This window comes from Streptomonospora nanhaiensis (assembly GCF_026642255.1).
Lineage (GTDB): Bacteria > Actinomycetota > Actinomycetes > Streptosporangiales > Streptosporangiaceae > Nocardiopsis > Nocardiopsis tropica.
In genome coordinates this window covers 2963230-2983327 of record NZ_CP113264.1, presented here as the reverse complement: position 1 = coordinate 2983327, position 20098 = coordinate 2963230, and the positions used below count along the sequence as shown (strand labels likewise).

At 75.3% G+C, this 20098-nt stretch carries 18 protein-coding genes and 1 pseudogene; 5 read left to right on the top strand and 14 right to left on the bottom strand.

What is annotated here, in order from left to right; translation table 11 throughout:
- Nucleotides 1–17: 17 nt before the first annotated feature.
- Together OUQ99_RS12885 and OUQ99_RS12880 are read right to left on the bottom strand one after the other, a co-directional pair.
- Nucleotides 18–1370 (bottom strand): ABC transporter substrate-binding protein, encoded by a 1353-nt coding sequence (locus OUQ99_RS12885; protein ID WP_267949679.1) that lies wholly within the window; start codon nt 1368–1370, stop codon nt 18–20.
- Nucleotides 1371–1398: 28 nt separating this feature from the next.
- Nucleotides 1399–2406, bottom strand: coding sequence for a LacI family DNA-binding transcriptional regulator (locus tag OUQ99_RS12880; RefSeq protein WP_267949678.1), 1008 nt, complete (start codon nt 2404–2406; stop codon nt 1399–1401).
- A gap of 167 nt (nt 2407–2573) precedes the next feature.
- Between OUQ99_RS12880 and OUQ99_RS12875 the strand changes: the two genes are divergently transcribed.
- Together OUQ99_RS12875 and OUQ99_RS12870 are read left to right on the top strand one after the other, a co-directional pair.
- Nucleotides 2574–3572, top strand: a complete 999-nt coding sequence (locus OUQ99_RS12875; protein ID WP_267949677.1) for an ADP-ribosylglycohydrolase family protein — start codon at nt 2574–2576, stop codon at nt 3570–3572.
- Nucleotides 3562–4596 carry an ADP-ribosylglycohydrolase family protein gene (locus OUQ99_RS12870; protein WP_267949676.1) on the top strand — a complete coding sequence of 345 codons (1035 nt, stop codon included), beginning with the start codon at nt 3562–3564 and terminating at the stop codon, nt 4594–4596. Before OUQ99_RS12875 ends, OUQ99_RS12870 begins: the two co-directional genes overlap by 11 nt.
- A 420-nt stretch (nt 4597–5016) precedes the next feature.
- Here the strand turns inward: OUQ99_RS12870 and OUQ99_RS12865 are convergent, their stop codons facing one another.
- A complete protein-coding gene (locus OUQ99_RS12865; protein ID WP_267949675.1) occupies nt 5017–5406 on the bottom strand; it encodes an ArsR/SmtB family transcription factor in 390 nt (129 codons plus the stop codon).
- 165 nt (nt 5407–5571) lie between these two features.
- On the opposite strand from OUQ99_RS12865, the gene OUQ99_RS12860 reads away from it, so the two are divergent.
- From OUQ99_RS12860 to OUQ99_RS12850, 3 genes are all read left to right on the top strand, one after another.
- Nucleotides 5572–6678, top strand: a complete 1107-nt coding sequence (locus OUQ99_RS12860; protein WP_267949674.1) for an NADH:flavin oxidoreductase/NADH oxidase — start codon at nt 5572–5574, stop codon at nt 6676–6678.
- A 173-nt stretch (nt 6679–6851) separates the two neighbouring features.
- Nucleotides 6852–7289 (top strand): DUF6892 domain-containing protein, encoded by a 438-nt coding sequence (locus OUQ99_RS12855; RefSeq protein ID WP_267949673.1) that lies wholly within the window; start codon nt 6852–6854, stop codon nt 7287–7289.
- Nucleotides 7290–7436: 147 nt separating this feature from the next.
- Nucleotides 7437–8870: a PepSY-associated TM helix domain-containing protein gene (locus tag OUQ99_RS12850; protein ID WP_267949672.1), complete on the top strand. Its 1434-nt coding sequence runs from the start codon at nt 7437–7439 to the stop codon at nt 8868–8870.
- Between the two features lie 46 nt (nt 8871–8916).
- Here OUQ99_RS12850 and OUQ99_RS12845 read toward each other — a convergent pair whose 3' ends face one another.
- The 11 genes and pseudogenes from OUQ99_RS12845 to OUQ99_RS12795 form a co-directional block, all read right to left on the bottom strand.
- Entirely contained in the window at nt 8917–9459 is a 543-nt protein-coding gene (locus OUQ99_RS12845; RefSeq protein ID WP_267949671.1) for a copper chaperone PCu(A)C, read from the bottom strand.
- Nucleotides 9460–9594: 135 nt separating this feature from the next.
- Nucleotides 9595–10860: a Dyp-type peroxidase gene (locus tag OUQ99_RS12840; RefSeq protein ID WP_267949670.1), complete on the bottom strand. Its 1266-nt coding sequence runs from the start codon at nt 10858–10860 to the stop codon at nt 9595–9597.
- Nucleotides 10857–11477, bottom strand: a complete 621-nt coding sequence (locus tag OUQ99_RS12835) for an SCO family protein (RefSeq protein ID WP_267949669.1) — start codon at nt 11475–11477, stop codon at nt 10857–10859. Before OUQ99_RS12835 ends, OUQ99_RS12840 begins: the two co-directional genes overlap by 4 nt.
- Nucleotides 11478–11563: 86 nt before the next feature.
- A complete protein-coding gene (locus OUQ99_RS12830; RefSeq protein ID WP_378552811.1) occupies nt 11564–12169 on the bottom strand; it encodes an RNA polymerase sigma factor in 606 nt (201 codons plus the stop codon).
- Between the two features lie 247 nt (nt 12170–12416).
- Nucleotides 12417–12992: a hypothetical protein gene (locus OUQ99_RS12825; protein ID WP_267949668.1), complete on the bottom strand. Its 576-nt coding sequence runs from the start codon at nt 12990–12992 to the stop codon at nt 12417–12419.
- A 50-nt stretch (nt 12993–13042) separates the two neighbouring features.
- A complete protein-coding gene (locus OUQ99_RS12820) occupies nt 13043–14437 on the bottom strand; it encodes a hypothetical protein (RefSeq protein WP_267949667.1) in 1395 nt (464 codons plus the stop codon).
- 264 nt (nt 14438–14701) lie between these two features.
- Nucleotides 14702–15382: a class I SAM-dependent methyltransferase gene (locus OUQ99_RS12815; RefSeq protein WP_267949666.1), complete on the bottom strand. Its 681-nt coding sequence runs from the start codon at nt 15380–15382 to the stop codon at nt 14702–14704.
- Nucleotides 15370–16041 carry a TIGR04282 family arsenosugar biosynthesis glycosyltransferase gene (locus tag OUQ99_RS12810; protein WP_267949665.1) on the bottom strand — a complete coding sequence of 224 codons (672 nt, stop codon included), beginning with the start codon at nt 16039–16041 and terminating at the stop codon, nt 15370–15372. The genes OUQ99_RS12815 and OUQ99_RS12810 overlap by 13 nt, the downstream gene beginning before the upstream one ends.
- Nucleotides 16038–16814: a glycosyltransferase family 2 protein gene (locus OUQ99_RS12805; protein WP_267949664.1), complete on the bottom strand. Its 777-nt coding sequence runs from the start codon at nt 16812–16814 to the stop codon at nt 16038–16040. Before OUQ99_RS12805 ends, OUQ99_RS12810 begins: the two co-directional genes overlap by 4 nt.
- Nucleotides 16815–16844: 30 nt before the next feature.
- Nucleotides 16845–17958: pseudogene (locus OUQ99_RS12800) on the bottom strand (NAD-dependent epimerase/dehydratase family protein); the annotation flags it as partial.
- 200 nt (nt 17959–18158) lie between these two features.
- Nucleotides 18159–19373, bottom strand: coding sequence for an MFS transporter (locus OUQ99_RS12795; RefSeq protein ID WP_267949662.1), 1215 nt, complete (start codon nt 19371–19373; stop codon nt 18159–18161).
- Nucleotides 19374–20098: the final 725 nt, after the last annotated feature.

The window sequence follows — 20098 nt, the reverse complement described above, 5'->3', positions numbered from 1 at the left end:
GGGTTTCCGGTTTCTCTCTACTGCGGAGTGAACGGCGTCGGCAGGCCGCCGGCGCCCAGCTCCTGCTCGAAGCTGGTCTTGAGGAAGTCCGCGTACGCCGACGGCGACATGTCGCCGGTGATGACGCCGTCGAACTCGGTGTAGAGCGCGGTGTTGGTCTGCGGGGGCAGGAAGGTCCAGCTGGCGTAGCCGATGTTGTCCGACGCGGGGATCTCCTCGTACAGGCGCTGGGCGCGCGGGTCGATGCCCTCGGGGAAGTCGTCGGCGCCGTAGGCGACGGGCGGCGGGTTCTCGCCCTGCTCGGCCAGGTAGCCCAGGGAGCGGGAGGTGTCGCCGACCAGGTGGTCCAGGAAGGCGGCGGCGGTGTCGGGGTCGCTGCTGTCGGAGCTGATGGACAGGGCGGTGCCGATCGCCATCGGGAACACGCCCGGCTCGACGCCCTCGGCGAGCGAGGGCAGGGGCGCCCAGTCCCAGTCCTGCGGGTCGTTGCCGGAGTCGGTGAAGAACGTGCCCATGGAGCTGAAGCTCCACGTGCCGCTCATGTACATGGCGACGTCGCCGTTGGCGATGCCGGTGCACATGTCGGGGTCGGTGTTGGTGAACCAGCGCTCGGCGCCGCCGCCCCACCAGCCCTTGTCGATCTGGGACTTCATCGTCTCCAGGGCGTCGACGACGGCCGCGTCGTTCCAGTCGCGGTCCCCGGTGAGGATCTCGTAGAGGTTCTGGGGGCCCACGGCGGCGTTGAGCACGCAGCTGAGGTACCACTCGCTCTGCGCCGGGTAGCCGCTGTTGCCGGCGCCGACGGGGATGATCCCCTTGGAGTCGGCGTCCTCGCACAGGGCCTCGAACTCCGCCTTGGTCGTGGGCGGGGTCCAGCCGTTCTCCTCGAAGACGGCGCGGTTGTAGTACATCACCAGCGAGCCGTAGGAGGTGGGCACGGACTGCATGGCGTCTTCCACGCGGCTGAGCTGCTGCGCCCAGGGGAGCAGGCGGTCGTTCCAGCCGTACTGGTCGGCGTAGTCGTCCAGGGGGATCGTGCGGTTGCCCTGGGCGTAGGACACCGTGGTCGTCGGGCCGGGCGAGTAGATGATGTCGGGGGCGTTGCCGGAGGAGACGGCGGTGTCGGTCTGCGAGGCCAGGTTGGTGAGCTGCTTGGTGGTCATCTTGACCTGGCGCTCCGACGACTCGTTGAACGTGTCGATGAAGTGGGTGCGGAAGTACTCCTCGGTCTCCGGGGTGGGGAAGGCGCCCCAGTAGTCGATGGCGGAGGAACCCCCGCCGGAGCCGCCGCACCCGGTCAGGAGCCAGGCGCCCGCGAGGGCCCCTCCGGCGAGTTTGAAGGCGTCACGGCGAGGAAGGTGGTGGGTCACAGGGGATCCTTTGGATCGTGCACGGTGTTCAGGTGGATTCGCGGACGATGAGTTTCTGGGGGAGGACGACCTCGCGCGCCCCCTGGGCGGGGCCTTCGGAGAGGCGTTCGAGGATCAGCCGGGCGCAGGTGCGCCCGATCTCCCGGGCGGGGTTGTGGACGGTGGTGAGCGGGGGCGACAGCAGCGACGCCGCCTCGATGTCGTCGAACCCGGTGACCGCGACGTCGCGGGGGACGCTCAGGCCGCGCTCGCGGACGGCGTCCAGGGCGCCCACCGCTATGAGGTCGTTGGCGCAGACCAGGGCCTCGGGCGCCGGGTCGAGCGCGAGGAGGGCGTGGGCCCCCTCCACCCCTCCGGCCCGGGTGAAGGGGCCGGAGACGACGAGGGACTCGTCGAACTCGACCCCGAAGTCGCGCAGGGCCCGTTCGTAGCCCGCCAGGCGGAGCCGTCCCGGTGCGGTGTCCGGGTCCCCGTTGACGAAGCCGATCCTGCGGTTCCCGCGTTCGAGCACGTGGGTGACGGCGTCCGCCATGCCTCCGGTGTCGTCGGCCCGCACGATGTCGCCGAAGCGCGGGTCGAGCTCACCGCTCAGCCGGACCAGGGAGGCGCCGGCGTCGGTGATCGCCGCGTAGTGGCGCTCCTGGGCGGTCAGCGACGCCAGGACGACCCCGTCGACCTTGCGGTCGAGCAGGTGGCGCAGGGCGGCGTCGAGGTCCTCGGAGTTCTCCCGGACGCTGCAGATCGAGATGAGGAAGCCCTGGGGCTGGAGCACGTCCTGGAGCCCGGCCGCCATCTGGGGGTAGAAGGGGTTGGTGACGTCGGAGACCACCAGCGCGACGGCCTCGCTGCGTCCGGTCCGCAGGCCTCTGGCCGAGGGGTCGGGCCGGTAGTCCAGCTCCTGGACGACCCGGAGCACCTTGGCCTTGGTCTTGTCGCTGACCGGGCGCCGCCCGCTCAGGACGTGGGAGACGGTCGTGATGCTCACACCCGCACGCGCCGCGACGTCGGCGATGCCGGCCCTGTTCTCCTTGCTCATCTCTCTCGATTCGCATCGTATGCAAAACGTATTGCAAAAGGGTAGGGTTCATAGTGGCCAAAAACGGTGTGCAGTGTCAAGACGAGTATCCCCCTCCCCCACTCACCAGTTGGAACACGGCGGAGCGCGTCGAACTGCTGTGCGCAAAACGAAGTGAGAGGATGCCGATGGTGACTCGTGATCGGTGCCGCGGGGCCCTGGTGGGCCTGGCGGTCGGCGACGCCCTGGGGGCACCCACAGAAGGCATGACCCCCGATGCCATCCGTGCAGCACACGGGCGTGTGGTGGACTTCCTCGAGGAGGACGCCGCGGGCACCGACGACACCGAGTACGCCGTCCTGTGCGCCCGGGGGCTGCTCGCGCACGGGCACGGCCTCACGGGCGACCACGTCGCCGAGGTGTGGCGGACAGCACTCCTCGCCCAGACCGAGGGGTTCCACGGCGCCGGGTTCAGCGAGATGGTGGCCATCGCCAACCTGCGGGCCGGGCTGCGGCCCCCCGTCAGCGGCGCCGACAGCTACGAGTCCTGGAGCGACGGCGCGGCCATGCGCGTCGCGCCCGTCGGGATCCTCTGCGCCGGCGACCCGGCCGAGGCGGCCCGGCTGGCGCACGAGGACGCCATGGTCAGCCATGACGCCGACGGCGTCCACGGCGCGCGGGCCGTCGCCGCGGCCGTGGCGGTCGCCCTGGTGGCCGAGGGGCCCGACGAGGTCGTGGCGGCCGGGCTCGCGGCCATGCCCGCGGACTCCTGGACCGGGCGCCTCACGAGGCGGGCCCTGGAGATCGCCGGGGCCGCCCCCGACACCGACACGGCCGAACGGGAGCTGTACGCGCAGATCCCGCTCTTCCACTACCCGTGGCCCGACACCGCCCCCGAGGCGGTGGCCCTGGCCTTCGGGCTCTTCGCGGCCACCCGCGGCGCATTCGTCCCCACCGTGCTCGCCGGGGTCAACATCGGGCGCGACTCCGACACCATCGCCGCCATGGCCGGGGCGATGGCGGGCGCGCTGCACGGCGCCTCGGCCATCCCCGCGCACTGGCGGGAGCAGGTGACGAGCGTCTCCGGCCGCTGCGTCACCGTCACCGCAGGAACGGACCTCATCGAACTCGCCGACGCCCTGCACGCCGCCGGGCGCCACCACCAGGAGGTGGACCTTGCGCTCTGAGACCGCGCGCGGAGCCCTGCTCGGGCTCGCGATGGGCGACGCCCTCGGCCTGCCCGCCCAGTTCCACCGGCGTGTCCGCTCCGGGTGGGGGCGCGACATCCTGTGGCAGAAGAACGCCGAGCTCGACGCCCAGCGCGTCTCGCGCCCGCTGCTGCCCTTCGCCCTGAGCGGCGACGAGGGCAGCCCGCTGTCCGGCACCGACGACGCCGAGACCGCGGCGACGGCGGCCCTGGTGCTGCTGGAGGCCGAGGCCCACGACACCGCCTCGCTGTTCGCGCTGTGGCGCGCGCACTACGTGGACACCGAAAATGTGTGGTGCGGCGTCGCCGAGCGCGGCGCGGCCGTCCACGCCCTGCGGGGCGCGGTGCCTCCCACGACGGGCACGGACAACCCCGTGCACTGGGACGACGCCGCGGTCCCGGCGGCCGTGGCGGTCGGGCTGCTGCGCGCCGGGGACGCGGACGCCGCCGCCCTCCTGGCCGGGGACTACGCGAGCATCACCCACTCCCGGGACGGGCTGTGGGCGGCCCGCGCCATGGCCCACGCCGTGGCGTCGCTGGCCGGGGGCGCCCCGCTGGAGATCGCGCTGGCGGGAGCCCGCCGGACCGTGCCCGCGGACAGCTGGCTCGGGCGGGGGCTGGACCGCGCCGACGCGCTGGTCGACGGCGCCGCGGACGCCTTCACGGCGGTGCCGGACCTGGTGGACGCCTTCGGGCGGGCGCGCTACAGCCACGGGGGCGTGGCCCCCGAGACGCTGCCGACGGCGTTCGCGATCACCCGCCTCGTGGGCGGGGACCTCGCCGCGGGGCTCCAGGCCGCGGCGCTCCTGCCCCGGCAGGCCGACAGCATGCCGGCGATGGTCGGCGCCCTGTGCGGGGCGGTCGGCGGCGAGCGGGCCGTCCCGGAGGCCTGGCGCGAGCGCGTCGACCGGTTGGAGGGCGTGCTGCTCCCCCGGGTCGCGGGCGTGCGGCTGACCGAACTGGCCGACCGCCTGGTCGCCGCGGGGGCCGGAGTCCTCCGGTGAGGTGAGCTGGGCCGGGCACCGGTACCGGAGGGCGGATCGGGGCAGGCGTACCCGGCAGCGCGGGGGCGCGCCGGGTATCGGGGGCCGTGCGGGGCGGAGGATCCGTTCCGCACGGCCTTCCGCGTTCCCGGGGCCGCGCCGCTCCCGGGCGGGCCCTCGGCGCGGCTCCGGCGCCGCCCGGCGGTCGCGTGGGCGCGGTCCGGCGGCGGACGCAGTTCGGCAGCGGTGGCCCGACGGGCGCGGTTCGGCCTCCCGAGGGGCCGACCGAAACCGTTTCCGGTGGGACGCGAGAGCCTCTGACCAGGATGATCTTGTACTTATAGACGTTCTCGGCGCCCAACCTCGCTATAGGTACAAGATCACGGCGGAGGGGGTGGGCGGCGACGCCTTCCGGTCACCGCTCCGCTCCCCGGCGGGCCCTCAGCGCTCCCCGTCGGAGGGCGCCGGCACGGCGGCCGCGTCCTCGCGCTCGGCGAGGAGTGCGGCGTTCAGCACCGCGCCGAGCAGCCCCGGCATACGCGTCTCCAGGTCCTCGGTGCGCAGGCGGCTCATCCGCGACGTGCCCTCGTAGTACTGGCGGATGATCCCGGCCTCGCGCAGCACGCGGAAGTGGTGCGTGGACGTGGACTTGCTCACCGGCAGCGCGAAGGCGATGCAGGCCATGTCCTCGTGGCCGTCGGCCAGGTCGCGCACGATGCGCAGCCGCACCGGGTCGGCCAGTGCGTGCAGGACCGCGTCCACCCGGATCTCCCCGGCGCGCGGGTGCTCCAACCGGCGTCCCGGCCTTCTCGTCCCTGCCGTGTCGGCCACAGGACCGCCTCCCTCACTGAGACACCACCCACAAAGTACGAGAATCATCGTAGTTTGACAACCATCGTAATACGATGATTATCGTATGAGTTGGCGGTCAACCCGTGACCGCTCCCGACCCCGGCGCCGCCGGGGTCCCACCCCGCACCACGGGAAGGACCAACCGTGAGCACGTTGTTCACCCCCCTCGTACTGAGGTCGCTGGAGATTCCCAACCGCGCGTGGATGTCTCCGATGTGCATGTACTCAGCAGAGGCCGAGGGTCCCGCCACCGGGGTGCCGACCGACTTCCACCTGGCGCACCTGGCCGACCGGGCCGCGGGCGGTCTCGGCATGGTCATGGTCGAGGCCACCGCCGTGCGCCCGGACGGGCGGATCAGCCCGTGGGACCTGGGCCTGTGGAACGCCCGGCAGGAGGCGGGCCTCGCCCGGGTGGTCTCGGCCGTCCGCTCCCACGGCGCCGTCGCCGCCATCCAGCTCGCGCACGCCGGGCGCAAGGCCTCGGTCGACAAGCCCTGGCTCGGCAGCCGCCCCGTCGCCCCCGCCGACGGCGGATGGGCCACGGTCGGCCCGAGCGCCGAGCCCTTCCACGACCACCCGGCGCCGACCGCGCTGACCGTCGAGGAGATCGGGCAGCTCGTGCGCGACTTCGCCGCGGCCGCCGAGCGCTCCCTCGCCGCGGGGTTCCAGGTCGTGGAGGTGCACGGAGCCCACGGCTACCTCCTCAACTCCTTCCTCTCCCCCGCGGCCAACCACCGCACCGACGCCTACGGCGGCAGCCTGGAGAACCGCATGCGGTTCCCGCTGGAGGTGGTCGACGCCGTACGCGCCGTCTGGCCCGAGCACCTGCCGGTGCTCTTCCGCACCTCCGCCACGGACTGGCTCTCGGAGAACGCCGACGACGCCCGGGAGGGCTGGACCGCCGAGGACACGGTGCGGCTCGCCAAGGAGCTCCAGGCCAGGGGCGTGGACCTGCTCGACGTTTCCACCGGCGGCATGGTCCACGACGCCTCCATCCCCGCCGCGCCCGACTACCAGGTCCCCTTCGCCGAACGGGTGCGCCAGGAGACCGGCCTGCCCACCGCGGCGGTCGGCCTGATCCTGGAGCCCGCCCAGGCGGAGGAGATCGTGGCCTCGGGCCGCGCCGACGCCGTGTTCCTGGGGCGGCAGCTCCTGCGCGAGCCCTACTGGGCCCACCGCGCGGCCGAGGAGCTGGGCGGGGCCTCGCGCTGGCCCGACCAGTACGGGTACGCGGTCGCCCGTCGGCGCTGACCGCGCCCCCGGACCCGCCCGGCGCGGCGCCCCTCCCCGGGGGGCGCCGCGCCGGTGTCGTGTCCGGGGGCGGGACGGGGGCCGCCGCAGCCCGCGCCCCGCCCGGCGGGAGGCGGGCCGCAGGGCCGGACCTGGCGCGGAACGGTGTCGTACCCCCTGGCTACCGTGGCACCATGCCGACCTTCCAGGACTTCAACTTCAAACTGCTCGTCGTCGAGAAGCTCATGTACGACGACGGGACGCTCTCCCCCCGGTTCGCCCTCTCCGAGCACCTCCAGGGGCTCGGGATCACCCAGGCCCCCTACGACTACGCCTACGCGGTCGGCAAGGAGTTCCAGGTCCTGGACGAGGCGCGCGCGTACTTCGAGGCGCTGGAGATCAGCGGGGACCAGCTCGCCACCGTGGACTCGGTCCTGTTCGACGGCGGGAACCAGGCGTTCATGGAGTGCGCGCCGGTCTGGGACGGCGAGGACGACCTGTTCGACGTCCGCTCCCTGGACGACCTCGACCTGGTGCCGAACCTCCGGCGCTTCCAGGGCGCCGAGGACCTCTTCTACGAGCGGCCGGAGATGCTGGAGGCCCTGACCGCCAGGGGCATCGAGGTCGACTGAGCCGGCGGGCCCGCAGCGGCCGGCGGGGCGCCCGGGCACGGGCGCCCCGCCGTCGGGAACCCGGAGGCCCCCGCGTACGACCACAGGGGCGAAGGACGCTTCCCACCGGGCACCGGCCCGGTGCGCCGCTGTGAGGAGAACCGACGCGTGGAACGGCAACCGGACAAGTCGGCAGCGGACCGGGCCCGCCCGGGGCCCCGCGGCGCCTGGGCGGCGCTGCGCCCCCTGGTCCTGCGGCTCCACTTCTACGCGGGGGTGTTCGTCGCCCCCTTCGTCCTGGTCGCCGCCGCCACGGGGCTCCTGTACGTGTGGACGCCGCAGATCGAGCAGGCGGTGTACGCGGAGCAGCTGTACGTGGAGCCGGGGGGCGAGCCCCTGCCGCTGCACGAGCAGGTGCGCACCGCCCGGGCGGAGCTGTCCGGGGCCGAGGTCGACGCGGTGCGTCCGGCCACCGGCGAGGAGGACTCCACGCGGGTGCTCTTCGACCTGCCCGGGTCGGCCGAGAGCCACCGGACGACGGTGTTCGTCGACCCCTACGGCGGCGAGGTCCTCGGCGTGACGGAGACCTACGGCACGAGCGGCGCGCTGCCCGCCCGGACCTGGGTCGACATGCTGCACCGCAACCTGCACCTGGGCGACGCGGGCCGCCTGTACAGCGAGCTGGCCGCGAGCTGGCTGTGGGTGGTCGCCCTGGGCGGGGCCGCCCTGTGGGCCTCGACCGCGCTGCGCCGCCGCGGGGGCGCGCGCCGCCTGCTCGTCCCCGGCGCGGGCACCGCTCCCGGCCGTCCCCGGTCGGTCTCGGTGCACGGCGCGGCCGGGACGTGGCTGCTGGCGGGGCTGCTGTTCCTGTCCGCCACGGGGCTGACGTGGTCCCAGCACGCGGGGGCGAACATCACCGAACTCCGGGAGCGGCTGGCCTGGACCACCCCCTCCGTCTCCGCCGACGTCCCGAACGCCTCCCCGGGGGTGGACATCGGCATCGACACGGTGCTCGCCGGCGCGCGGGACGCCGGTCTGGACGGACCGGTCGAGATCTCCCTGCCGAAGGACCCCGCCGCCCCCTACACAGTGACCCAGATCGACCGGTCCTGGCCCACCTCCGTGGACTCCGCGGCGATCGCCGCGGACACCGGGGAGGTCGTCGACGTCGTCCGCTTCTCCGACTACCCGCTCATGGCCAAGCTGAGCCGCTGGGGTATCGACGCCCACATGGGCGTGCTGTTCGGGGTGCCCAACCAGCTCGTGCTGACCGCCGTCGCCCTGGGAGTGGTCGTCGTCGCGGCGTGGGGGTACCGCATGTGGTGGCAGCGGCGTCCGACGCGGGGCCGGGCCCTGGGTGTGGGCCGCCCGTACCCGCGCGGCTCCTTCCGGGCCCTGACGTGGCCGTGGCGGGCGGCGGTGGTCGTCGTCCTGGCGGGGCTCGGGTGGGCCGTTCCGCTGGTCGGCGCCTCGCTCGCGGTGTTCCTCGCGGTGGACGCGGCGCTGGGGTGGCGCGCCCGCCGCCAGCGCCGCACGGCGGGGCCGCCTCCCGCGGCGCCCGGGTCCGGGGACGCGCCGGTCGCGGGGTCCCGCTCCCGGTGAGGCGCCCCGCGCGGCCGTCCCCGCCCGGGCGGGGACGGCCGCGGGCTCAGTGGTGCCCTCCGTGGTCGGTCACGGGTGCGCTGCCGGCCGCCATGGGCTGCACGGGCGCGGTGACCTCCAGTTCGCTCCCCTCGGCGAAGGTCAGCGTGACGGCGACCTCGTCCCCCTCCTCCAGGGGTTCGGGCAGGTCGTTGACCATGATGTGGTAGCCGCCGTCGACCAGCTCGGTGGCTCCCCCCGCCGCCACGGGGATCTCCTCCACGACGCGCATGCGGGAGGCCCCGGAGCCGGTGGTCTCCGTGCTGCACAGGTCGGCGTCGGGCGAGGCCCCGGTGGAGACCCCGGTGATGGCGGTGTCCTCGTCGGCGGCGTTGGAGACCTCCATGTACAGGACGGCGATCTCCGGGTTGGCGGGTTCGGGCACCCACGCGCCGGTGACCTCCAGGTCGCCGGCGGCGGCGTGGCCGCGGGGCTCCGCGTCCGGGTCGGCCCCGGCCCGGTCGGCGGGCGCGTCCGGCGTCCCGCAGGCCGTGGCGAGGAGCAGGGCGGCCAGCGCGGCGGCGGCGGCGGTGGTCCGTGGCTTCGGCACGGTCCCGTGTCGTGGGAGTGGCATGGTCCTCGCGGTTTCCTCGTGGTCGTGCGGTGGTGCGGTGGTGCGGGTGGGAGCGCGGCCCCGTCCCCGGGGTCGTTCACGGAGCCCTCGCGGTTCCCGGTGTGCGCGCCCTCACCCGGGGAGGAGGTCGTGCGCGATCCAGGGTTCGCCCCCGCGCACGGGCGGCACGGCGAACAGGGCGCTCCCCTCGTGGCGGACGTACCGGTGGAGGGCGTCGGCCCCCTCGTCCAGGGCGCGCTGCACCGGGGTGAAGCCCGCCCTGGGGTCCGCCTGCCAGGCGGTGAAGACCAGGCCCGCCTGCCGGAGGCCGTCGGCGTCCCAGCCCAGGTCGTAGTTGAAGCCCCGGCGCAGCATCCGCGCGCCGAGGGTGTTGCCGGGGGCGGCGAGCCTGATGTGGGCGTCGGGCGCGATCACCGGCGTGCCGTCCTCCCCCGTGGCCGACAGGTCGGGGAGGTCGTCCTCGGCGCCGCCCCCCAGCGGCGCCCCGGTGGAGAGGCGGCGGCCGATGACGGCCTCCCGGTCCCCGGGGTCGAGGGAGTACCAGTCGTCGAGGAGCATGCGGATGCGGCGGACGACGAGGTAGGTTCCGCCGTCCATCCACGCCAGGGCGGGCTCGGGGTGCGCGGCGAGGACCTGGGGTCCGAACACCGGGTCGGAGGCGTGCGGGTTGACGGTCCCGTCGATCTGGCCCATCAGGTTGCGCGGCGTGGCGCCCGGGTCCTCGGCCGCGGCGGCCGAGCGCTGGAACCCGGGCAGGGACCACCGCGGCCGCGCGTCGGCGGCGACGGCGCCGACCAGGTGCCCGACCGCGGAGGAGAGGACGACGGGGTCCTCCGCCCCCGCGTGGAGCAGCAGGTCCCCGCCGCACCAGCCGGGCTCCAGGCGGTCGGACGCGAAGGCCGGGACGTCCTCCATGTGCGGGGGGATCCGGTCCTGCGCCCCGATCCGGTCGAGCAGGGAGGCGCCCAGGCCGACGGTGACGCCCAGCGACGCCGGGAACAGCCCCCGGGTCGGGGCGCCCTCGACGCGGGCGTCGAGGCCGTGCCCGTGGAGGGCGCCGATCTCCCGGCCCCAGGTCCGGAGCACCCGGCGCGCGGCCTCGCGCGCCCGCTCCCCCGGCTCCGCCCGCAGGTCCAGCGCGACCAGTCGGACCTGGGACGGCGTGGGCGACAGGAGGGCCGGGGGCAGGCCGTCGCGGTCCCCGGCCCTGGAACGGGAGGGGGCGAGCGCTTGGGCGTTCTCCTCCCCGGCCCGGCGGTCGGCGAAGGCGTGCCCGGCGCCCGCGCCCGCGGCCAGGCCGGCGAGCCCGGCCGCGCCCGTGGCGGCCAGGAGGCCGCGGCGGGAGGGCCCCTCCCCCGGGTCGGTGCGGCGTCTCACAGCAGGGTCTCCGCGAGTTCGGGGAGGAGCGCGGCGATCCGGTCGGCCTCGGTGCCCTCGTCGAACATCCCGGCCGCCTCGCCCCCGGGCAGCAGGACGACGATCCGGCCGCCGTGGGTGACCAGGTACTGGCCCTCGGCCTCCTGCGGGGGGTCGACGGCGATGCCGTAGTCGCGGGCGGCCTCGACCGTCGTGTCGACGTCCCCCCGGACCCCCTGGAAGGAGGGGTCGAACCGGTCGAGCCAGGACCGCATCTGCTCGGCGGTGTCGCGGGCGGGGTCGGTGCTGACCATCACGACGTCGTAGGCGTCGGCCGCCTCCCCGGCCTGCCCGAGTGCCAGGTCGATCTCGGCCATCGTCATCGGGCACACGTCGGGGCAGCTGGTGTAGCCGAAGAAGAGCAGGGTCAGCCGGTCGTCGGCGACGTCGGTGAAGCCCCACGGGTCGCCGTCGAGGGTCGTCAGCTCGGTCGCCGAGGCGGCCATGGGGTCGTCGGACAGGTCCATGTAGTGGTCGGCCTCCGCGACGGGGTCCGCGGCGGAGCAGGCGGTGGCGAGGGCGAGGGCGGCGCAGAGCGCGAGGCCGCGGAGGGCGGCCTGGCGGGGTCGGGACGTCATGGTGTTCCTTCTCGGGTTCGGGGCCGGCCGGAGGCCGGCGGTGGGGAGGCGCGTCCGGGGCGGCGCGGTGCCGCCCCGGACGCGTGTCAGGCCGCCTGGCGCAGCATGCGCGCCAGGTCGCGCCGGCCGCGCGCCACGCGGGAGCGCACCGTGCCGACGGGGGTGCCGATGGCCCGGGCGGCCTCGGCGTAGGGCATGCCCTGGATCTGGGTGAGCACGAAGGCCGTTCTGCGGTCCTCGGGGAGGTCCTCCAGCAGGGACAGCAGGGCGAGGTACTCGTCGAAGCGCCCCTGGTGGGCGCACACGCCCTCCTCGGCCCACCCGTCCACGGCCTCGTGGCGAGGGATCCGGCTCTGGGCGCGGTAGCGGTCGGCCACCGTGTGGCGCGCCACGGAGAAGAGCCAGGCGCGCACCGGGGCGCGTCCCGCGTAGTGGTCGAGCCCGCGCAGGGCGCGCGAGAAGGTCTCCTGGGTCAGGTCCTCCACCCAGGACGGGTCCACCCGGCGGGCGATGAAGCGCGCCACGTCGTCACGGGTGCGCGCGAACAGGGAGTCCAGGGCGTCGCGCGCGCCCTCCTTGGCGCGCATCGCCAGGGCTGTCAGTTCGCCGTGCTCGCCGCCGGGGCGGAGGGGGCCCGTTCCCGGGGAGCCGTCGGGGGGTGCGGAGGGGATGGTCTCGCTGAGGGAGAGCATGTCGGTTCTTTCTGTCGCCGACCGCGCGGACCCCGGGACAGGGGTCGGCGGAGGACCGCGCGGTACACGTCGGAGGGGGCGCTCGGCAGGGCGGAGCACCCCAAGGGGCCGGCGGGGCCCGGACGGCGCGTTCGACCGTTCTCCGGCGCCGCTGAGCGGCGCCGGGGCGGTGCGGGAGGCCAGGGCGGGGGTCAGGGCAGGGACGGCCGTGACCGCGCCCTGCCCAGGGCGTGGCGAACGCGGGGTCTCAGGCGGGCGACAGGGCCGGGGGGCCGCGCAGGACGCGCGTGTGCCGCAGGTACGGCAGCCGGATGCGGACGGGCACGTCCGCGGTCCGCAGGCGGGGCACGAGGGGGCCGCGCGGTGCGGGCAGGCCGCACACCAGCACCAGCAGCGGGAGGAGGGCGAGCGCCATGAAGCGCAGGAAGGCGAACAGCGCCGTCTCCCCGCGGCGCAGCCACCACGCGCTGACCAGCGCGGAGACCACGTGCATCCCGATCATCGTCCACGCCGGCATCGCAGCCTGGACCACCACGTCGCCCTCGTGCGAGGCGGTGTGCGGACCTCCGAGCGAGCCGACGTAGCTGAAGGCCACGTGCAGGGCGAACTGGCCCCAGAGCATCCACCCGGTGAGGGTGGCCCAGCCCTGGCGGCGGTTCGCGGCCGCCCACGCCATGGCGAACACGACGGCCGCCCCCGCGAGGAGCCCGGCGAGGGGGACGTCGTGGCCGGAGCTGAGCGCGTGCCCGTGCGCGGACAGGCTCGCGCACACCAGGGTGAACACCCCGGCGCGCAACGGGCGGCACGACTCGCTCTCGGTCATCTCCCCTCCATCGTCCCACCACCGCGGGGGGCGGCGACGGCGGGGCCGGGTCACCAGCCGGTGAGCAGCAGGTGGTTGACCAGGAGGGCCGTGGCCCCCTGGGCGGCCAGCCACCCCCGGTGGTGGCGGTCCGGCAGGAGGGCCGCGGCGGGGACGAGCCACAGCACGAACGGCAGCCAGATCCGTTCGGTCTCGCCCTTGCTCATCCCCGAGAGGGTGGCCACGGCGATCGCCCCGAGCCCGGCGGCGACGAGCAGGACCGTCGTCGAGGCCTCCCGGGACGGCGCCCGGAGCAGGCCGCCCGCCGCCGCGGGCGCCCCCGCCAGCGCCCGGCGCAGGCCCGCCGCGGTCGCGGGTCCCACGGCCAGGCACGCGACGGCGAGGTTGGCCCACACCCAGTACGCGTAGGGGCGGACGGCCGCCACCCCCTGGTAGTAGCGCTCCACGAGCAGGCGGTACCCCTCCCACCAGTGGAAGCCCGCCGCGGTGAAGGCGGCGGCGACGACCAGGGCGCCCGCCAGGGCGTAGGGGAGGGGGCGCGCGTTCCTCGCGCACAGGAGCACGGCCAGGGCCGGGACCGCGGCGAGGACCAGCCCGTAGGACAGGTACACCGCCCACCCCAGGAGCAGGCCGGCCGCCAGCGCGGTGGAGCGCGGCGCGCGGGCGCCGGGCGACGCGCCGACCGCGAGCAGGGCCAGGCCCCACGCGGTGACCGCCGTGAAGTAGCCGTCCGCGGACACGCCCGCCCACACCGCCGCGGGCAGCAGCACGAGGAACGGGGCCGCCCGGCGCGCCGCCCCCTCCGCGCCGAGCGCGCGCATCGCGACCAGCACGGCCGCGGCGGCCGAACCGCCGGCCAGGATGCACCAGAGCCCGGCCCACGCCCCTCCCCCCAGGCCGATCCGGTCCAGGGCGACGAAGGTCAGGACGGCGCCCGGCGGGTGCCCGGCCACGTGCGTGGGCCAGTTGTCCGGCTGCCCGATGAGGATGTGCCGGGTGAACGTGCTCAGTGCGGCGCCCGCGTCCTCGAAGCGGTGCACCGAGGACAGGTACTCGTGGGGTGACAGGAGGCGGTCGGCGATCCCGCGCCTCCAGCCGTCGACCAGGGCGAGCGCGGCGGTCCAGAGGGCGGACACGGTCCAGGCCGTCCCCACCAGGGCGCGCCAGGGCAGGGCGCGCGCGGCCGCGGGACCGCAGGCCGCCACCGCCGCCGCCAGGGCCAGGGCCGGCACCGTGCCCGGCCCCGTGTGCGGGAGCCAGGAGGCGTACAGCGGCGGCCAGTCGACGTGGAGGACGCCCCGTGTGCGCTCGATCCAGGTGCCGGTGACGGCCGCCGCGGCGAAGAGGAGCACGGCCAGGGCGGCGGCGGTCAGGTCGGCGCGGAGGCCGCGACGGGCGGCGCCGGGCGCCTCCCGGTCGTTCCGGTGGAGTTCTGGCTGCGTCACGCCGTCACCGTAGGTCACGGCCGCCGTTGTCGCGGGGTGCGCGGCGGCGTGTCGCCGGGACGGGGGAAACCGCTGTTCGCAGGGGGTGCGGTCGGACACACCGCCGAGCGTGCGGTCCGGTACGCGCGGGCCGCGCGCACGCCCTGAGCGGCCGTCGGCGCGGCGCCGCTCCCGGGAGGGGGAACGCGACGAGCGCAGGACCGCCGCCCGGTGGCCGCCGGTCGGGACCGTCGGCGCGGCGCCGCTCCCCCGGCCCGCCGCGGCTCAGCGCGGGGAGCGCAGCGCCGCGAACCGGCGCCCCCGCACCCTCCACGCCTCCGACCACGTCCATCCGGCCGCCTCCGCGCACAGCCGCAGGGCGGGGAGCCCGACCCTCGCCCACGGGAACGGCGCCCCCGGATCCCGGCGGCCGTCGGTGACCTGCACCGTCACGCGCTCGTGGACGTCCTGGCCCGCGGCCTCGACGACGAGCAGGCCGCCGGGCAGGACGACCTCCCGTATCCGGGAGAGCAGGTCCCCGGGCACGCCGCCGATACCGATGTTGCCGTCGAGCAGCAGGGCGGTACGCCAGGCGCCCTCCCGGGGCAGGGGGTCGAACACCGACGAGCGCACCGCCCGGCCGCCCGCCTCGACGGCGCGCGAGACCGCGACGGGGTTCGTGTCCACGCCCAGCGCGAGGTGGCCCCGGGCCGTGAGCGCGGCGACCATGCGGCCCGGGCCGCACCCGACGTCGACGGTGTCGTCCTCGGCGCGCTCCAGCACGCTCTCGTCGGCGGCGTCGGTCCCCCCGCACCAGCGCTCGACCTCCAGCGGGAGCATCCACCCGTCGGACCGGCGCAGGAACAGGGGGCCGCGTCCGCTGGCGAGCGCCTGCGAGTAGGGGTCGCACAGCCACGGGGCCGACCCGGCGTCGATCCCGGTCCCGGCCGCGCTCACCTGCGGCACCGCGCTCTCGCCAGCCGGACGGCCCTGCCGAAGCGGCTGCGGGGTATCAGCGACGCCACGAGGGCGGCGTCGCGCGCGGTGTCGACGTCGGTGATCCTCTCCAGCTCGCCCACGCGCAGTCCCGCGCCGACGAGCCGCTCGCGCTGGACCCGGCCCGTGTGCGCGGTCGACATCGGGACGCCGCGCAGCAGAGCGGGGTCGGGGGCGGCCAGGCCGAGCGCCCAGAAGCCGCCGTCCTCGCTCGGTCCGAACCACGCGTCGGCGCGGTCCCACGCGTCCGGGGCCAGCGCGGGCGCCAGGAGCGTCCGGCTCACCTGGGGGGTGTCCATGCCGATCAGCAGGGTGGGCCCCGAGCACGCGGCGAAGGCGTGCGCGAGCCGCTCGTCCAACCCGGCGCCGACCTGCGGCACCACCTCGAAGCCCGGGGACGGGAGCCAGGGGCCGGGCCTGCCCTCCAGGACGAGGAGCCGCCTCCTGGCGGGGAGGGAGCACACCGTGTGCAGGGTGTCGGCCAGGGCCGCCTCCGCGAGCGTGGCGGCCTCCTCCCGCGTGTACTCCGGGGTGAGCCGCGTCTTGACCAGGCCGGGGACCGGTTCCTTGGCGATGACCACCAGGGTGGCGGCCCCGGTCGGCAGGGCGGCGTCGCGGTGGCCGGTCACGGCGACCCTCCCCCCGCGGGCGCGCGGCGCCGGGCCGGGGGCTCGCGCAGGACCGCCGTCATGTCGCGCACCGCGGTCCAGGTGCCCCGCCACGTCCCGGTGACCTTGGACCTGCCCGACCGGGGCAGGTAGGGCACGTCCACCTCCTCGATCCGCCACCCGGCGTCGGCGGCGCGCACGACCGTCTCGAGGGGGTAGCCCGAGCGGCGGTCGGCCGTTCCCAGCCCGAGGAGCCCGGCTCTGCGGGCCGCCCGCATCGGGCCGATGTCGCGGACCCGCACCCCGGTCCGGGAGCGCAGCATGCGCGCGACGGCGGCGTTGCCGGCCCTGGCGTGCACCGGCCAGGTCCCCCGGCGGGTGGGGCGCCGCCTGCCCATGACCAGGTCGGCCCCGCCGGAGCGGACCCGCTCCACCATCTCCGGGAGGAGCCCGGGGTCCAGGGAGGCGTCGCAGTCGCAGAAGCAGACGAACTCGGCGGTCGCGGCGGTCAGGCCCGCGTGGCACGCCGCGCCGAAGCCCCGGCGCGGCTCGGGGACGACGAGGGCCCCCAGGGCCTCGGCGACGGAGGCCGAGCCGTCCGTCGAGCCGTTGTCGACGACGATCGCCCGCCAGCCCGGCGGTATCCGCTCCATGACCCAGGGCAGGGCGGCGGCCTCGTCCAGGCAGGGCAGCACCACGTCGACGGGCGGCGCGGGACCGCCGCCCCCGGGACCGTGGCCGGCGCGCGCCGGTTCGTCGTTCTCGCGGTCGTGCTCGTGAGGTTCACTGGTCATCTTGGTCACGTTACGAATCGATGCCCTTGCCGGGTGTGAACGACGGGCGCGACACGCGGAGGCGTCGCCCTCACCCCGTCGTGGCGCCCGCGCCGACCGATCCGCGCAGGTCGGCGCGGGCGAACTCGGCCATCCCCTCGGCGAAGCCGACCCTCGGCCGCCAGGACAGCTCCTCGACCAGCCGCCGGGAGGACGCGGTGATGTGCCGTACGTCGCCCAGCCTGTACTCGCCGGTGGTCCGGGGCGCCGGGCCCCCGTACGCCTCCGCCAGCGCCCGCGCCATCTCGGCGATGGTGTGCGGCGTCCCGCTCCCGGTGTTGAAGGCGGACAGCTCCCCGCCGGCCCGGTCCCGCACCGCCTCCAGTGCCGCCACGTTGGCCCTGGCCACGTCCGCGACGTGCACGAAGTCGCGCCGCTGGCGGCCGTCCTCGAACACGCGGGGCGCCTCGCCGCGGGCGAGCGCGGAGCGGAAGAAGGAGGCGACGCCCGCGTACGGGGTGTCGCGGGGCATCCCGGGCCCGTACACGTTGTGGTAGCGCAGGGACACCGCGCGCCCTCCGACGGCCCTGGCCCACGACGCGCACAGGTGCTCCTGCGCCAGCTTCGTGGTGGCGTAGACGTTGCGCGGGTCGGTCGGCGCCTCCTCCCCGACCAGGCCGGGCACGAGCGCGGCGCCGCAGCGGGGGCACGGGGGGTCGAACACCCCGGCCGCCAGGTCCGCCTCCGCCCTCGGTCCCGGGCGGACGTCGCCGTGCTCGGGGCACGTGTACCGGCCCTCGCCGTAGACGACCATCGAACCGGCCATGACGACGTCGCGGACCCCGGCCCGGGCCATGGCGGCCAGCAGGACCGCCGTGCCCAGGTCGTTGCAGCCCACGTAGTCGGGGGCGTCGAGGAAGCCGGCGGAGCCCAGCCCGACCATCGCCGCCTGGTGGCAGACCGCGTCCACCCCGCGCAGGGCACGCTCGACGGCGTCGCCGTCCCGGACGTCGGCCACGACGTCGACGCCCTCCCGCGGCCCCTGCCCGGGGTGGGCCTGGGGCAGGTAGGCGTCGAGGGTCACCGCCTCGTGCCCGGCCAGGCGGAGTTCCTCCGCCACCCGCGATCCGATGAACCCGGCCCCGCCTGTGACTAGTACGCGCATGGCCCCAACCTACGTTTCGATCACTCACCGTCACCATCTCCGCCACGCACGGTGCGGTGTTTCCGCGGCCGGCGCCCCTGGCGGACGCCGACCGCGACCCGGGGGCCGCACGGCGGTGGGCGGTCCGCCGGGCGTGCGGGGGCCGGGCCGCGGCGGGCGGACCGACCGCGGCCCGGTCCGGCCGCTTGTCCGGGGCGGCCTCAGACGGCCGCGCCGGACCGGCGGCGGCGGGTCGTGCTCGCGCCCGTGGCCAGGGCCACGGTGAGCAGGACGGGCACCAGGAGGCCGGTGCCCACCCCGCCCTGCTCCGAGAGCACCCCGATCACGGGGGCGCCCAGCAGGGGTCCCAGGTAGCCGATGGCCGCGACCGTTCCCAGGTTCTTGCCGACGCGCCGGGGATCGATCTCCGCCGCCGCGCTGAACAGCTGGGGAACCGCGCACGAGAGGCCGAGGCCGACCAGGGCGAACCCCGCCAGGACCGTGGCCTGGGTGGGCAGGCCCAGGGCCAGGGAGAAACCGGCGACCGCGACGAGCGCACCGGACCTGAGCAGGACCACCCGGCCCAGCCACAGGACCAGGCGGTCGCCCATGAGGCGGCCGATGGTCATGGTGACCGTGAACGCCGCGAACGCCGTCGCCGCCATGGCACCGGAGGCGCCCACGCTCTCCTGGGCGTAGAGCGCGCTCCAGTCCTGGACCGCGCTCTCGGTGAGCATCGCGGCCAGGGACAGCACCCCCAGGGTCAGGAGCAGGGGGGAGAGCCGGAGCCTGCCGGGTGACCCGCCGGCGCCGCACTGCTGGTCGACCGCCGGTGGCGTGTACCGCGCGAGCGCTCTCGCGGGGGCAAGTGCGGCCAGCGCCAGGAGCGCGCCCATGGCCTGGAAGGTGATGAGGGGGCTGAGTCCGACGTGGGCGGTGACGACACCGCAGACGGCGCCGAAGGACGCTCCGAGCGACACGAAGGCGTGGAAGGAGGACAGGAGGGGCCGCCCCAGCGGCTGCTGGAGGGTGGCGGCGTGGGTGTTGACGCTGATGTTGAGCAGGGAGTGGGCGACGCCGAGGACGAACAGGGCGGCGGCCAGCTCGCGTGGCCCCATGGCCGCTCCCGGCAGGGCCAGGCAGAGCGAGGCCGCGACCGCGGCCGGGGGGACGACGAAGCGGGGGGCGCACCTGTCGAGCAGGGCGCCGCCCACGCGGGCCGTGATGATCGCCCCCACCCCCATCGCGAGGAGCGCGAGGCCGAGCTGGTCGGCGCCGACGCCGCTCTGCTCCTTGACGGCGGGGATGCGGGAGGCCCACACGGGGATCACGGCCCCGGTGAGGAAGAAGTACCCGGCGAGGGCCGATCGGGCGTGGAGGGCCCTTTTCTCACTGGTATCCCGATCTGGATTGGGGTGTGCGGTGTCAGGTTTCATGGACACTCTCCAGGTTCTCTGGGGTGGTGGAATCGAACGTCACCGCAGGAAATGGTCACGGGCGAGGTCGGGGTCAGGGGCGCATGCGAACACGCAGGCCTCTGGCCGCGCTCTCCCTGCCAGACCCATGGTCGGCCGAAAACACGAGGTTACAAGCGCCACAACCCGAAGAGTAGTAATTCGCGGACTTTATTTTGTAGAACTGCGAATGGCTTAATCCAGAATTTTCACAAAGTTGTGGAACATGGGGATATTATCCGAGATATTCTTTTTCTCGGAAACAAATGAGAACACCGGAAAGAATGGCAATGACCAACAGATCCCGCTTGTCGACGCATTCGACCGAAGGACACATGCCGCACAGCAGGACAAAAGAACCCGGCGCGCGAGAATTGGTTACCCCGGTCCGAAGTTATCCTGTGGCTTCCTCCACCGGGGAGCACCCCCGCCGGAACACGAAGTGTGGTCCGCCACACTCCTCCATACAGCCCCACCTGGAACACCAGGTCGGACCCGTCCCGGCCACCGGGTGCGGACGGCGGCCGGTGTCGGCCGGACGCCGGCGGCGGTTCCGGACGTGCCCGGTTCGCGCACACGGGAGACGCCACCGCCCCCGGTCGGGAGCGCTCCGCCGCCGATCCGGTCGGCGCACGCGGGGCAGCCCGCGAGCTGCGCCGACCCGACGAACGGGGACGCCGGAGCAGGGCCCGGCGCTCCCCGAGCGG

What these genes read in the sequence shown, in the direction of transcription:
- OUQ99_RS12880 (WP_267949678.1), bottom strand. Translation starts at nt 2,406, where the DNA reads ATGAGCAAGGAGAACAGGGCCGGCATCGCCGACGTCGCGGCGCGTGCG.
- OUQ99_RS12875 (WP_267949677.1), top strand. Translation starts at nt 2,574, where the DNA reads ATGGTGACTCGTGATCGGTGCCGCGGGGCCCTGGTGGGCCTGGCGGTC.
- OUQ99_RS12855 (WP_267949673.1), top strand. Translation starts at nt 6,852, where the DNA reads ATGCCGACCTTCCAGGACTTCAACTTCAAACTGCTCGTCGTCGAGAAG.
- OUQ99_RS12835 (WP_267949669.1), bottom strand. Translation starts at nt 11,477, where the DNA reads ATGACGTCCCGACCCCGCCAGGCCGCCCTCCGCGGCCTCGCGCTCTGC.
- OUQ99_RS12830 (WP_378552811.1), bottom strand. Translation starts at nt 12,169, where the DNA reads ATGCTCTCCCTCAGCGAGACCATCCCCTCCGCACCCCCCGACGGCTCC.
- OUQ99_RS12825 (WP_267949668.1), bottom strand. Translation starts at nt 12,992, where the DNA reads ATGACCGAGAGCGAGTCGTGCCGCCCGTTGCGCGCCGGGGTGTTCACC.
- OUQ99_RS12805 (WP_267949664.1), bottom strand. Translation starts at nt 16,814, where the DNA reads ATGACCAGTGAACCTCACGAGCACGACCGCGAGAACGACGAACCGGCG.
- OUQ99_RS12795 (WP_267949662.1), bottom strand. Translation starts at nt 19,373, where the DNA reads ATGAAACCTGACACCGCACACCCCAATCCAGATCGGGATACCAGTGAG.